General features: G+C 40.1%; 10 protein-coding genes. 6 read left to right on the top strand and 4 right to left on the bottom strand.

Features of this window, described 5'->3' with window-relative positions; genetic code table 11:
- Positions 1 to 81 precede the first annotated feature (81 nt).
- The 6 genes from IPK35_01460 (at position 82) to IPK35_01435 (ending at position 10158) form a co-directional block, all read left to right on the top strand.
- The gene (locus IPK35_01460) at positions 82 to 786 is read left to right on the top strand and encodes an SAM-dependent methyltransferase (GenBank protein ID MBK8051965.1); all 705 of its coding nucleotides are present in this window, start codon (positions 82 to 84) and stop codon (positions 784 to 786) included.
- Positions 787 to 845: 59 nt separating this feature from the next.
- Positions 846 to 3623, top strand: a complete 2778-nt coding sequence (locus IPK35_01455; protein ID MBK8051964.1) for a DUF1343 domain-containing protein — start codon at positions 846 to 848, stop codon at positions 3621 to 3623.
- Positions 3620 to 6130, top strand: a complete 2511-nt coding sequence (locus IPK35_01450) for an N-acetylmuramoyl-L-alanine amidase (GenBank protein MBK8051963.1) — start codon at positions 3620 to 3622, stop codon at positions 6128 to 6130. The genes IPK35_01455 and IPK35_01450 overlap by 4 nt, the downstream gene beginning before the upstream one ends.
- Positions 6131 to 6298: 168 nt before the next feature.
- Positions 6299 to 6721, top strand: coding sequence for a CBS domain-containing protein (locus IPK35_01445; protein MBK8051962.1), 423 nt, complete (start codon positions 6299 to 6301; stop codon positions 6719 to 6721).
- Between the two features lie 205 nt (positions 6722 to 6926).
- Positions 6927 to 9269 carry a TonB-dependent receptor gene (locus IPK35_01440; GenBank protein ID MBK8051961.1) on the top strand — a complete coding sequence of 781 codons (2343 nt, stop codon included), beginning with the start codon at positions 6927 to 6929 and terminating at the stop codon, positions 9267 to 9269.
- 16 nt (positions 9270 to 9285) lie between these two features.
- Positions 9286 to 10158, top strand: coding sequence for a DUF4249 domain-containing protein (locus tag IPK35_01435; GenBank protein ID MBK8051960.1), 873 nt, complete (start codon positions 9286 to 9288; stop codon positions 10156 to 10158).
- Between the two features lie 221 nt (positions 10159 to 10379).
- Here the strand turns inward: IPK35_01435 and IPK35_01430 are convergent, their stop codons facing one another.
- The 4 genes from IPK35_01430 to paaZ all read right to left on the bottom strand — a co-directional run bounded on the left by IPK35_01430 (position 10380) and on the right by paaZ (position 14842).
- Positions 10380 to 11159 carry a T9SS type A sorting domain-containing protein gene (locus IPK35_01430; GenBank protein ID MBK8051959.1) on the bottom strand — a complete coding sequence of 260 codons (780 nt, stop codon included), beginning with the start codon at positions 11157 to 11159 and terminating at the stop codon, positions 10380 to 10382.
- Positions 11160 to 11413: 254 nt separating this feature from the next.
- Positions 11414 to 12175: an enoyl-CoA hydratase/isomerase family protein gene (locus tag IPK35_01425; protein ID MBK8051958.1), complete on the bottom strand. Its 762-nt coding sequence runs from the start codon at positions 12173 to 12175 to the stop codon at positions 11414 to 11416.
- A gap of 54 nt (positions 12176 to 12229) precedes the next feature.
- Positions 12230 to 12766: a Uma2 family endonuclease gene (locus IPK35_01420; GenBank protein MBK8051957.1), complete on the bottom strand. Its 537-nt coding sequence runs from the start codon at positions 12764 to 12766 to the stop codon at positions 12230 to 12232.
- A gap of 36 nt (positions 12767 to 12802) precedes the next feature.
- Positions 12803 to 14842 (bottom strand): phenylacetic acid degradation bifunctional protein PaaZ, encoded by a 2040-nt coding sequence (gene paaZ / locus IPK35_01415; GenBank protein MBK8051956.1) that lies wholly within the window; start codon positions 14840 to 14842, stop codon positions 12803 to 12805.
- Positions 14843 to 14885: the final 43 nt, after the last annotated feature.

The following is a 14885-nucleotide window of genomic DNA, read 5'->3' as shown; positions in this document are numbered from 1 at the left end:
CCTTTAGATATAAAATGACTTATTTTGTCAAAAATTAATTTGTCAGAATTACAAAATCAAATTGTACTCATTGCATTGAAAATGATCAAAACAGGTAAAATATATTTGTTTCCTTGCCCGATTTCAGAAGGAAAAACCGAAAGTCTGTCAACTGAGGCCATAAACTTTCTGCACCAAACAAAATACTTTATTGTTGAGCGGGCAAAAACAGCCAGACATTTTTTAAAAACCATCCATCATCCTTTGCCAATTGCCGAACTCAATATACATGAGATTACAAACCTTAAATCAGAAAACGAAACTTTTTTAAAAGCCGTCTTTGAAGGTGCAGATATAGGAGTGATATCTGATGCAGGTTGTCCCGGTATAGCAGATCCGGGAGCGGAAGTAGTCGATTGGGCACATACACACGGTGTAAGGGTTGTACCATTTGTCGGGCCTTCATCTATACTTATGGCATTGATGTCCAGTGGGATGAGTGGTCAGAACTTTGCTTTTAATGGTTACCTTTCCAATAAAAAACCTGAACTTATTCAGGAACTTAAATCGCTAGAAACAAAAATGTACAAATCAAACCAAACGCAGATATTTATGGAAACACCTTATCGCAACGATTTTGTAATCGAAACCTGCTTGCAATCACTGCGTCCTGAGACAAAGCTTTGTATTGCTTGCGACATCAATGGGCCCGATGAAAATATCAGGCAAATGAAAGTTTCCGATTGGAAAAAAGCTGAGAAAGAACATTACCATAAAAAACCTTGTATCTTTATTATCGGCAAATGACACTCATAGATACGAATAAGGAATATAATGAATAATTCACATGGATAACCCTTTTAAATATGATTAAAAAAATAACTTTTTATGTATTCTCGGCATTTCTGATTTTTGCTTTGTCTGAGTGCAAAACAAATAAGCCCCTTGAAACCGGCGATCCATCCGGCAGAACGCCCAATGCAGAAAGAGAATTCAGGGCAGCATGGGTGGCAACGGTGGCAAATATCAATTGGCCCAGCAAGCCCGGACTTTCTGTCAGTCAGCAGAAAAAAGAAGCTGTTGATCTCCTTGATCTGCTTTTTAAAAACAACTTCAATGCAGTTATTTTCCAGGTAAGACCACAATGTGATGCCCTGTATCAAAGTGATTTAGAGCCATGGTCATATTATCTTTCGGGAGTCCAGGGCAAAGCTCCGGATCCGTTTTATGATCCGCTTAAATTCTGGATCGATGAGGCTCACGCCCGCGGCATAGAACTTCATGCCTGGCTGAACCCATACAGGGCTCATCATACTGCTGGAGGTCCGGTATCTGATGCTTCGATTGTAAAAAAGCATCCTGAACTAGTGGTTAAGCTCGAGCAGGGTTACTGGTGGATGGAACCTACCAAAAAAGCTGTGCAGGATCAGACATACAATGTTGTGATGGATCTTGTACGCAGATACGATCTTGATGGTATTCATTTTGATGATTATTTCTACCCATACCCTTCTTACAACAATGATAAGGATTTCCCTGACGAAGAGAGTTGGCGCGCTTATCAAAAAAGTGGTGGAAAGCTTTCCAGAGGTGACTGGAGAAGAGAAAGCGTAAATCTGCTGGTGGAAAGAATTTATAAAGGTATCAAATCTGAAAAGCCCAATGTGAAATTCGGACTGAGCCCGTTTGGGATCTGGCGACCTAATCATCCATTGTCAGTCAGCGGTTTTGACCAGCACAATGTACTTTATGCTGATGCCCGAAAATGGCTTAACAAAGGATGGATAGATTATTACACACCTCAATTATATTGGTCAATAAATCAGGTTGCGCAGAGTTATCCTGTACTGCTGGGATGGTGGAATCAGGAAAACAAAAAAGGAAGACATCTATGGCCTGGCATAAGCCTCAGCATACAACCATTATCAAAATTGATTGATGAAAACATTAACCAGGTGATGATAGCACGCGGTATGTTGCCCGCCAGTCCCGGGGTCGTTCACTGGAGTATTGGACCTATAGCATCCAATCCGACTCTGGCAAAAGCTTTGCTTGATGGACCTTACAAAAGAAAAGCGCTTATTCCGCCATCTCCATGGCTGGACAAAAAATCACCGGCACCTCCGGATTTGAATGTTAAAAAGCATACCGGCCAAATTCAGGTAAATTGGTTCCATTCCAATCCTGATGATATAGCCCGCTGGGTATTTTACTACAAACATGGTGCGCAATGGAGCTATAATATTCTGGGAAGCAGTATTAAAACGGATAGTGTTTCAGCATTTATTGTGAATCAGCCCCTTTTGAGCCGCAGGGACCCAAAAGCTATAAACAAAATAGAAGATATCCTTATTCCTTTGGATAGCATTGCCGTTTCCGTCGTTGACCGTTTCGGAAATGAAAGTGCTTTGACATCAAGAAAGGTGTCAGGCATTTCATTGACCGATGCACCTTCCCTCTCTGAAATTTTAGCAAAATATAGTACAAACAAAACCAAATCAGTGCTGCAGAAACCAACCGTTACCTCTGGAATTGACATCCTTGTAACGGAGCATATCGATTTGATAAAGGGTAAAAAGGTCGGCCTTATCACCAATCCATCAGCTGTCGGTGCTGATTTAAGAAGTAGTATAGATATCCTCGCCGGTACTGAAGGCGTAAACCTTGTGGCTTTGTTTGGAGCTGAACATGGAGTAAGAGGTGCTACTCAAGGCAGGACTTTTGAAGATGGCGCAGTAGATCCTATCACGGGCATACCAGTATATAGCATGTATGGACATTCGTTTGCGCCTAAAAAAGAATGGTTAAAAGGCCTTGACGTTCTTATATTTGATATTCAGGGTGTAGGATCAGCCTGGTACACTTATAAGTATTCCATGTCATTTGCCATGCAGGCATGTGCCGCTGCAGGAATTCCATTTATCGTACTTGACAGACCAAACCCGTTGGGAGGCAGCGTAGTGGAAGGTCCGCTACATGATACGGTAAGTATATTCCGTCATCCTCTTCCACTCAGGCACGGAATGACCTATGGAGAATTGGCCACCATGTGGAACGAAACGGAAGGATATGGTGCTGACCTTACTGTCATCAAGATGAAAGGGTGGAGGAGAAATATGTTATGGAATGAAACCGGACTTTTATGGGTAATGCCGTCACCCAATATGGGAACGCTTGAAACGGCTATTGTCTATCCCGGACAATGTTTGTTTGAAAGGACCAATATTTCCGAAGGGAGAGGTACTACAAAACCTTTTTTAATGACAGGTGCCACATGGATTGATGCCGAAAAAGCAGCAAACGATCTCAATACGAGAGGTATCAAAGGCGTACATTTCCGCCCTGTCCATTTTATACCCGATTATCATGCAAAAAGCAATCCGCGAAATAAACCATGGCAAAAAATGAGTCATGGCGTAGAGGTTTTGGTGACCGACCCGGCAGTTTTCAGATCTGTTGAAGCGGCTGTCCACACTTTTGATGCATATCGCAAGACAAATCCGGACTCTCTTGTTTGGTCTCCGCCGGCTATTATCAAAAGATTGGAAAAACCAGGTGCGACTGTTGAAGAAATTGTAAAAACTTGTCAGGAACAGGTAAGTGATTTCATAAAAATCAGGCAGAAATATCTCCTATATAGATGAGAAATACAAAAATATTGCTCCAATTAAGGACGGCTCTAATTATCCTGACAATAATTTTTACAGGATGCAAAACCCAACAGAAAATCCTGGATACGTCTGACAGAAAAGATAATGTACAAAACACAGTTTTTTTCTATACGGACAAAGGTTATGCTGAATTAAAAGACATTGTCGATAGCGCACACTCCAAAAAGCAAAAAATCTATGTTGTTGTTGACATGTCATTTTCTTCAGAAACTGACATCGCGGCTTCCGCTGATAAATTGAGGACCGATCTTAAAAAAGAAGTTCAGCACCTCGTTACTAATTATGCTATTGATGGCCTTGGAATCAAAATTTCCGGTCATTCTCAGGATCTGATTGAAACCATGACTGTTGAAACCATGTTGCTGAAGCCATATCTTGTAAATTTTGTAATTTGGACAAATGAGGATGAATATAAAAGGGCTAATCAATTTTTGATAGACGGTGTAATTGACCTGATGGTTCCTGATAGTATCATTGAAAGAAATCACAACAATAGGAATGAAGGTGTGGCAAACCTCAGGAAATCTCTTAAAAAAATTAAGCCTGAACAGGTGTTCAGAATTGACATGTCTCCTTTTTTTCCGGCAAATCCCGGTGGCAGAAAAATAAAACTTCGTCCAGGTAATAAATCGATGACCACTGATACTGAAGGATGTATCCATTTCATTACAACAAAAAAAGACACTTTAAATTTAACTGCAGAGTCAGTGTCTTTAAAAATTTTAACATCAGACTGGATGGTTCCATACCATTATACTGTTGATACTAAAGGCAAGACATCAAGAAAATCTCCCTGGGTTGAATTCCGAAAAATGCCGAGGGAAATTACCGATCTCCCTGAATTTGAATTATTATGCAAAACGAATTACCCCGCAAAAGTATGGATCAACGGGGACCCGGTAAAGCAATATAAAACCGGGATATTCTTCAAGAAAATTACACTGAATGAAGGACCAAACCGCATAAGGGCTACAGTCATGGATGAGGATTCTTTGTCTGTTTTTTATGAACGGGAGTTTATTTACTCCAAAAATCCAAAAACAAGACCTGTGTTTCCGCTTTGGATAGATCAGAAGAGTTTTGAACCGGCTTCAGTGATGGAGTTACTTTCAGATGATATGGTGAGAGTAAGTTTTCAGGGGTCAAAAGGTCAGCATGGATATGTAAACGTAATGCCAGGTAAAATAAGAATTAAATGTTCGCGTGAAGATTTTGACGATTACTCACTTTATAAGGCAAACCTTTATTTGAGTAGCTTAAAAACAGGAAAAACATATACTTTACTGCCACAAATTTCAACATCTAATGGCACTGAAAAAAGTCAGGTAGATTTTTCAACCACATTTAAAGTTAAGCAAATAGAAGAATTTCCCGTAGTTAAAGTAAAAAACCCACACTCACGCCTGACATACAATCTGGCTGCGCCAAGATTAGGTGGACCGATAAGATCAGAGCTAAACCTCGGAGTTATACTTAAGACCAGCGGAAGGTCAGGTGATTATTACAGAATAAAGTTAAGCAGCATAGAAAGTGGATTTATACATAAAGATGATGTAGAGTTGTTGCCGGAAGAAACAGTTACCCCTTCATATGTTATTACCACCATGTCTTGCGGACCATCTTCAGATGCTGATGTATTGAGCATTCCGTATCCGGAGAGTGTACCATATGAGATATTTCCCGAACCTGATCAGAATAGGATTGTGGTTACCCTGTATGGTGTTCAGACCGCCAGCACCTGGATAACACACATGAATAAAAGAAAAATCATTGAAAGGGTAACCTGGCAACAGACGACACCGGATACATATAAAATATTTGTACATCTCAACACTTCGAATATTTGGGGTTATGATATCAAACCGGACGGTAAAAGGCTTTTATTAAAGGTTAAATATCCTCCTGCTTTTGACCTTACAAATAAAAGTCCTCTTACTGGCTTAAAGATAGCTATTGAAGCCGGACATGGTGGTTCCAATACCGGCGCTGTGGGATTATCAGGATTGCTTGAAAAAGATATCAATCTTGATTTATCATTAAGGCTTGGAGAATTATGCAGATCCTTGGGAGCCAATGTTGTGCAGGTTCGTGACTCCGATAAGGACATGAGTCTTTTGACCAAAAGGGATATTGCAATAGAATCTGATGCCGATCTGCTGATAAGCATCCACGCCAATGCCGGTGGTCGAGGTTATTTATCCGTTGCAGGGACGAGTACTTATTGGCACAATCCTTTCTGGGCTCCGTTGGCAGGGAGCATTTATGACAGGTTGCTCGAACTTGACCTGAAGGAATTTGGAGTGGTCGGATCTTTTAATTACACTGTGACGCGAGCTTCACAGATGCCTTCTGTTCTTGTTGAGCAGGCCTTTATGTCTCATGCAGAAGATGAAGAAAAACTGGCTGACCCTGAGTTCAGACAGCAAATGGCCCAAAAAATTCTATCAGGGCTGATAGATTATCTAAGAGTCAATAACTGAGTATTTTGTTTGATGAAAATGAATAAAAGGTCTCGCGGAAGAAATAAAATGTTCTGTATCTTCATCCGAAGATAAATTTTTTTACATAAAGTTTTGATTTTCAGAATACTTTTTGTATATTCGTCCTTGATAGACTTTATTTTTTAACAGCCATAAATCGATATTGTTATGATGAACTTAGAAGTACGTTCGATTATGACGAAAGATCCGGTGACTGCTCACCCAAATCAGTCAATTGATGATCTTTCTCAATTCTTTTTGGAATCAGAATTCCAACAGTTACCGGTAGTGGATCACGGAAAATTAGTAGGCTTGATCACCTCTTCAGATGTGTTGAAAATCTCCAGGTTCAATCTTGAAAACGACCTAAAAGTCAAAGACGTGATGACATCAAAAGTTGTCAGAATCACCCCTAAAGACAAAGTAGGTACAGCAGCAGAATTATTTGCTGACAAGAGATTCAAAATGATACCTGTAGTAAATGTAGACAATGAACTGAAGGGGATTGTGACAGCGTTTGATGTGATCAAATGTGCATTTAACGAAGAGTATGCACGGCCTATTTTGTATCAGGACGTGTTTACGCATTAATCATTTAAATAATAACGCCTATAGAATAATTTTACATTTTAACACATTTATAAGTTTGGTATTTATTGTTACATTATTGGCAACTGTCAATAAATAGTGTAGCTTTATGAATGATAAGTGATGCGTTAAACTTATCTTAATTTGTTGTTTCTAAAAGCAACATGTATGCCTTTATGCCCGTTAAGGAGTAAGTAAAGAAATACACATGAAGTTATATATCCTGGTAATTACCATTTTTGTTTCAGGCTACACTACCCTATCAACTGCTCAAAATAAAGTCATCAGCGGATATGTCGAAGATGCAGCCACCGGAGAAAAACTCATCGGTGCCAATATATTTATACCTTCTCTTGCTATCGGAACTGTAACCAACACATACGGGTTTTATTCTATTACTGTACCTGTTTCACCAAACCTGGATCTTGTATTTTCATACATTGGGTACAATAATGAAAATAGGACCATCGATGTCATCAAAGACATAAAGATTGATGTAAGTCTGAAAGCTGAAGTCCAGCTGGAAACCGTAGAAATCATCGCCAGCAAAGAAAAGAAAATTGAGCGTGAAACACAGATGAGTGTGGCAGAGATTCCCATAAAACAAATTAAAAAAGTACCGGCTTTATTGGGCGAAGTAGATTTACTGAGAGTATTGCAGCTGCTACCAGGGGTACAGTCGGGAGGAGAAGGTCAAAGCGGGTTTTATGTACGAGGAGGTAGCCCTGATCAGAATTTGATTTTGCTTGATGGCGTGCCGGTATACAACGCATCACATCTGTTTGGATTTTTCTCCGTATTCAATTCAGATGCGATCAAAGATGTAAAATTAATCAAAGGAGGATTTCCGGCAAGATATGGAGGCCGCCTTTCTTCAGTGTTGGATATCAATATGAAAGAAGGCAACAATAAGGAGTTTCATGGAAATGCTTCTATAGGACTGGTGGCGTCGAAGTTTACACTCGAAGGGCCTATCAACAAAGGCAAAACTTCTTTTTTGATCTCTGGCAGACGGACTTATATCGATGTATTGGCACAGCCTATCATCAGACAAGGATTTGCAGATGATGATACAGACGGCTCGGTAGGGTATTACTTTTATGACCTGAACGGAAAAATCAATCACAGACTATCAGACAGAGACCGATTGTATCTGAGTGTCTACACAGGAAGGGATAAGTTTTATTTTGATCAGAAAGACAAATCAGGAACAGCAAAAAATTATTCAGACACTGGTCTGGGATGGGGCAATATCACATCGGCATTAAGGTGGAACAGAGAGATTTCCAATAAAATATTTGCTAATACAACCCTAACTTATAGTCAGTACAAGCTTGACACACGAGTATTGTCCGGTACAGAATTTCCTTCTTCTTCTGATATAGACGAGATAGGCATTAAGTATTTGTCAGGTATCCGGGATCTTGCATTTAAAATAGATTTTGATTATATACCTTCCACCAAACATTATATTAAAACAGGGGCAAATGTCATCTATCATCAGTTTGATCCGGGACTATTTACATTGAACCAAAAGAATACAAGAGATAATCTAAACTTCAATACAGAAATCGGACAAAAGGAAGTTTTTGCTACAGAATTTGCATCTTATGTGGAAGATGATATCACATTGACAAAAAATACAAAGGTGAATGCAGGATTGCATTTTTCAGGATTTGCTGTTCAGGACAAAGTATATACCTCACTGCAACCCAGAATAAGTTTCAATCAGGTGATTCCGGGCGATATCGGATTTAAGGCTTCTTTTGCTACTATGAGACAGTATATCAATTTACTGGCATTTGAAGGTATAGGCTTACCCACAGACTTGTGGCTACCTACGACAGCGAGGATCAAGCCACAGGACTCATGGCAGGTCGCTGCCGGTTTTGCCAAAACATTTAAAAATTATGAAGTCAGTCTGGAAGGTTACTACAAAAAGATGAAAAATCTGATTGCATACAAAGATGGTGAGGGGCTTTTTGACCTTTCTGACTGGCAGGACAGAGTGACCCAGGGCAATGGTGACTCTTATGGATTGGAGTTGTTTTTGCAGAAAAAAGAGGGCCGATTTAGTGGTTGGATAGGCTACACATTGTCGTGGTCCAATCGTCAGTTTGATGAGATCAATGACGGTAAAAAATTTCCATTCAGGTATGACCGCAGACATGATATTTCACTCGTGGGTATGTATGACCTGAGCAAAAAAATCAACCTTGCTGCGACTTGGGTATTTGGCACCGGAAACGGTGTGACATTGACCAATTCGTCATATGGCTCGCCTGCAGGGAATGTAGAAACCTTCGGACCACGCAACAGTTACCGTATGCGTCCATACCACAGGCTGGATGTGGGTATCAATTTTGTAAAAAAGAAAGCCAAATATACAAGAACATGGTCTGTCGGAGCATATAATACCTATGCCAATAACAATCCGTTTTTTGTATATTTTGACACATCATATGACGAAAATAATGTGAAATCCACTAAACTCAAACAAATTACATTGTTTCCTTTGATACCTTATATCAACTGGTCCTTTGATTTTTAATAAAGCAAAGATAAAAATGAAATCACAACATAAACATTTCCTGGTGTGTACTTTTATGATGGTATTATTGTCATCATGTACCGATTTTTTTGAAACAACCCTTACACTCGACCCACCTCCATTTGAGAAAAAATTAGTCATCATAGCAGAAGCAAAAGCAGGTGATTCCACCATCCAGATAAAGATTACTGAAAATTTCGGTATTCTGGATGATAAAAAAGATACTATGGTAGTCAATCCGCAACTTACCTTTTATGTAAATAGCATCGAACAAACCAACAAAACTTATAACAAAGGACTATTTATCATAAAATTGAACGGGCCACTCAAAGCCGGACAAAAATGCGATATACAAGCTTCTCATGCGGGATTTAAACCCATCTTTGCAACTCAGACAGTACCTGCTTTGCTCCAATTAAAAACACTGAAGTTTGTGGAAAACGGAGGTATCACACCTGATGGCGACATGCGTAGCAAGGTAGATGTGAGCTTTACTGATCTTTCAGGCAAAGATTTTTATGAAGTTTTGGTACTGACAAGATATGCAAAAGATCAACCATTCAGAAGCACATACACATCTGTGAACGAACCCGGATCAGTCGAGTCGGTAAGAAACAGCGGAGTTTTATTCGGTGATCAGGCATTTGAAGGACAGGACAAAACCATGAGTTTTCAGTTTTACAGGATAACAGAGCAGCAAGCCATAGGCAATATTCAACTCAGATGGAGAAATGTCTCTGAGTCATACTTTAAATACAGTAAAACCGCCAATGTTCATTTTGAAAGCAGAGACAATCCTTTTGCTACACCATCGGATATTTTTACCAATATAGAAGGAGGTTTAGGTTATTTTTTTCTGCACAATCAAAGGACATACAATGTGCCTTAGCCTGTAAAAATGTGTCATTAAGAAGCAGGTGGTGATGGTATCATATTGAGTTTTTAGAAAAAGTCTTTATTGCAATTATTGCATGAATTTTAACCCGAATTCACGTTAAATTAGGGGCACAACTATTTAAGTTTGCCAATCAATCGGAAAGTCCGTAAAATTTGACAAAGCAGAATTAATGCAACCCTTGGGTACCGCCACAACAAAACCTTCAAAGTGGTTTACAACTTCACAACCCGATGTGTCTCTGACCCACCATCATAGGAGATACGTATGATGAGTGCACCTGATTTCAAATCCTGTACATCTATAGTGCTGTAATTTTGCAAATTATGGTATCTTTTTACCTCTGTGCCCCAGCTGTTGTAAATAATCACATCATAGTCTTCAAGGGGCGTATTGACCACCAGAATATTGTCTGTTATAAAGGTGTTTAATTGTGATTTTTCTGCAGTTACCATACTGACTGATCTTACATCAGAGTATGAAAATTTTCCGTCAAAATCTGTCTGTTTGATCCGATAATAGTTGGTACCTCTCAATGGAGAAACATCAGTAAAACTATAATAAATTTCTGTGCTGCTATTTCCAGCTCCCTCAATAATGGCAATATTTTCAAAATGCACTGCATCTGCTGATCTCTGAAGGGTGAAAAAATCATTGTTGGTTTCAGATGCGGTAACCCAAAGCATATTTACGGCATTCGCATTATTTTTTATTTCGAAACTTTTTAATTCTATAGGCAACACAGTTATTGGCCCTGCAGACCCAGTAGCAGGACATTGAACATTAGACCCAGCAGTTCTTGTAAATGCTGCAGAAATAGAATTACTCCCTGACCCCAATGATATAAAACTTACAGTACAAGAAGTTGCATTTGATACACCTGTACATGATAAAGTAGTAGGTGTACATGTAGGGCATGAGAAAGTAACGGAATACACACATGAGGGGTTGCCACTAAAGCTTGCAGTAACACTTCCTCCTCCACCTGATGTCAAACTAAATGTTTGACTTTTTAAAACACTAAGACAGCAAAAAAGAAAAAAAGAAATGTAAAATACTCTCATAAGGTGTTAATTAAAAGATTATATGTATTGAAATTCAAAGCAAAAATAATTGAAAAAAACATAAAATGAATATAACTTTTGTTATATATTCCAAGGCAAGGTGCATTAATAACTTAAATTTAAGCTATGACTTTTAGGCTATGAGCATCAGATTTCAATATTATAACTGTTTTTTTTGACATGTATCACACATTTTTCAAAAATTTACTGATCGCATTTCTGGCCATCTCCGTGAGGATCAGCTTCCCACTGATCTCAGCCCTTTGTTCCAGGAGTGTATCCCAATGTTCTGTACCTTCCCAAAAAATCTTCTTAAGTGCTGAGAGTGCTTCCGGACTTTTGGTTATCAGACTTTCAGTAAAATGATCTAAGTATGCATCCAATTGTTCGACAGACTCAAAAGCTTCCGTAAACAGTCCTTTCTGTTTGGCCCATTCTGCCGTCTGCCATTCATCTGCATTGATAGCGAGATGGCTGAAAGCTGAAAGTCCAATTTTTCGTTCTACAGCGGGGCCGATCACAAAAGGACCGATGCCAACTGCCAATTCGGAAAGTCTGACAGAGGCATATTTGCTAGCCATGCAGTAGTCGCAAGCAGCAGCTAGGCCTACACCACCGCCCACAGCTTTACCATGTACACGCCCGATCACTATTTTGGGGCATTTTCTGATCGCATTGATCACACTTGCAAATCCCATAAAAAAGGTCTTACCAGATTCAAAACTTTCAATGGCAGCTAACTCCGTAAAACTGGCACCGGCACAGAAGGTACGATCCCCACTGCTTTTGAGTGCAATAATAAAAGTTCTTTCATCAGCACCTGCCTGATGGATATGGTTGACCAGATCAGCAAGGAGATAACCCGGCATGGAATTTTGAGCAGGGTGATAAAACTCTATGGTAGTGATGTGATCTTTGTAAGTGGAGGTGATATGGCCTTCTGACATAAAATTAGTTATTGTATTCTGAATCGGTGTATCATCCAAAGAAGACTTACATTTTTAGGTAAAAATATCTTCAAAATTGGGCTTAATGACACATCCATCTTTGAGTTCGATTTCTAATTTGGATCTTGCGGATATTTGTACATATGCTCCGGATATAAGTTGAAATGTCTTTATACTCTTGTCTTCCGCATCAACAATTATATAGTATTTAATTCCAAAACCTTGATACAATTCAAATTTTGTATATGTATCTTTGAGACGAGAAACAGGCGAAATGATTTCTATAACCAGACTAGGTGGCTTATCATAATATTGTGTGGTAACATCTTCACATATGATAAGCAGGTCTGGGTTTACAACTGTATTTTCTGAAATTTTGAGATCGATGGGCTGGTAAACATGACAATAGCATGAGGTTTTATCTATGCTATTCTGCAAAACTGTGTTGAGTCTGGATGCTATTCTTTGATGGACAGGACTTGGCATTGGGCTCATATCAAATGCTATGCCATCAATAATTTCCCACCTGCCTTCCCAGCGAAGGTAATCCTGATAAGTATAATTCGGTAAGACCCTAAGGGAATGCGACATGGCTACTTTTTAGGACAAATATACATCATTTTTTTATTAAGTCTTCAATTTGACCATTGTCAATATAGTGGCAATTGCCACCGTCTCTCCGGTTTCATCATATACATCGACGAGCCATTTGACAATACCTTTGGTATAGTCCTCATCTTCCCTTTTTTCCTGAGCTACTTTTTCTTTGACTGTCAGACGCACACCGATGGTCATACCGGCATATACAGGTTTGGTAAAACGGCACTCTTCGAGACCATAATTGAGCATGACCTGTCCTTTGGCGGCATCTACAAATAAGCCAGCTGCTGCCGACAATACAAAATAACCATGTGCCACTCGCTCTTTGAAGGGTGTCCCTTCCAGGGCGGTAGCATCTGTATGGGCATAGAAATGATCCCACGACACATTGGCAAAATTGACGATATCTGCATCTGTCACTGTACGTTTGTGCGTGATGAGCGTTTCGCCGATTTCCAGCTCTTCAAAATATTTTTTAAATGGGTGTTTGTTGTCCTCAATGTACCTGGCACCGTACTGATACTGGCAAGTTACAGTTGTAATACTCGAAGGAGTACCCTGGATGGCACATCGTTGCATGTAGTGTTTGACCCCGCGCAATCCTCCCATCTCCTCGCCACCACCGGCACGTCCCGGTCCACCATGTACAAGCAAAGGCATCGGTGATCCATGACCGGTGCTTTCTTTGGCAGATTCCCGATTTAGTACAAGGATTCTCCCGTGATGGGTGGCCGCATTGACTACATATTCACGAGCAATATTATCATCAAACGTTACGATAGAGCTACACAATGATCCTTTACCTTTCCTTGCAAGTTCCACCGCTTCATCCATATCCTGATAAGGCATCAAGGTAGAAACAGGGCCAAAAGCTTCAATTTCATGCGTGGATGTTTGTTCAAAAGGTCGGTCATTTCTCAACAAAACAGGAGCCATGTAAGCTCCTTTTTCTTTCGAACCATGCGTGACTTCAAATCCTTCAGGATCGCCATACACCAACTGAGAATCAGACATAAGTTCTTTCAGCTTATCTTTGACTTCTGTGACCTGATCCTGGCCTGCCAGCGCACCCATACGTACACCTTCTGTCCGAGGATCACCGATAGCAATTCCCGTCAATGCTTTTCCAATTGCGATTTGCAAATCATCCATATAGTCAGCAGGGACAATAATCCTTCGTACAGCAGTACATTTTTGCCCGCATTTTACGGTCATTTCTTTGCGGACTTCTTTTACAAATAAGTCGAACTCAGGAGTGCCCGGGGCAGCATCACGGCCCAAAATGATACTATTCAGTGAGTCAGCTTCCATGTTGAAGGGCACTGATTCTCTCAGAATATTAGGATGTGATTTTAATTTCAATCCGGTAGATGCTGAACCAGTAAAAGTGACCACATCCTGGTAGTTGACATGGTCCAGGAGGTCGCCGGCACTACCACAAATGAGTTGAAGGGCTCCTGCGGGTAAAATACCTGAATCTATGATATCTTTTGCTACTGCCTCAGTAAGATAACTGGTCAGTGTGGCTGGTTTGACGATGGCAGGAACACCTGCAAGCCAGTTGACTGCACATTTTTCAAGCATACCCCAAACCGGAAAATTGAAGGCATTAATATGTACCGCAACACCTTCTTTGGGTACCAGGATATGATGCCCCATAAATGTACCTCCTTTGCTGAGACCGATGGGCTCTCCTTCGGCAAAATATGGCAGATCAGGTAATTTTTTCCTGAGACTGGCATATGCAAACAGATTGCCTATCCCTCCTTCGATATCTATCCAGGAGTCTGATCTGGTTGCCCCTGTTTTGTAACTGACGTCATAATATTTTTCTTTTCGCTCCATGAGATACATTGCCAGAGACTTTATCATTCTCCCTCGTTCCTGGAACGTCAGTTTGCGCAGGTTTTTATTGCCCGTTTTCCGGCCATAATCGAGCATGTGAGCGAAATCCAATCCCTTACTTGTAGCGATGGCAACTTCTTGTCCGGTACTGGCATCCACTAACAATTGGCCTGTACCTTCTCCTTCCATCCACCTTCCGGCAGCATAATTTTTAAGTTTCATATTGAGCTGGGTTAGTACATGCGAAGGTAGGGATTATTGGATA

This window comes from Saprospiraceae bacterium (assembly GCA_016713025.1).
GTDB lineage: Bacteria > Bacteroidota > Bacteroidia > Chitinophagales > Saprospiraceae > OLB9.
Note: the sequence above shows the minus strand (reverse complement) of the source record. Positions and strands in the feature narration are given on the sequence as shown.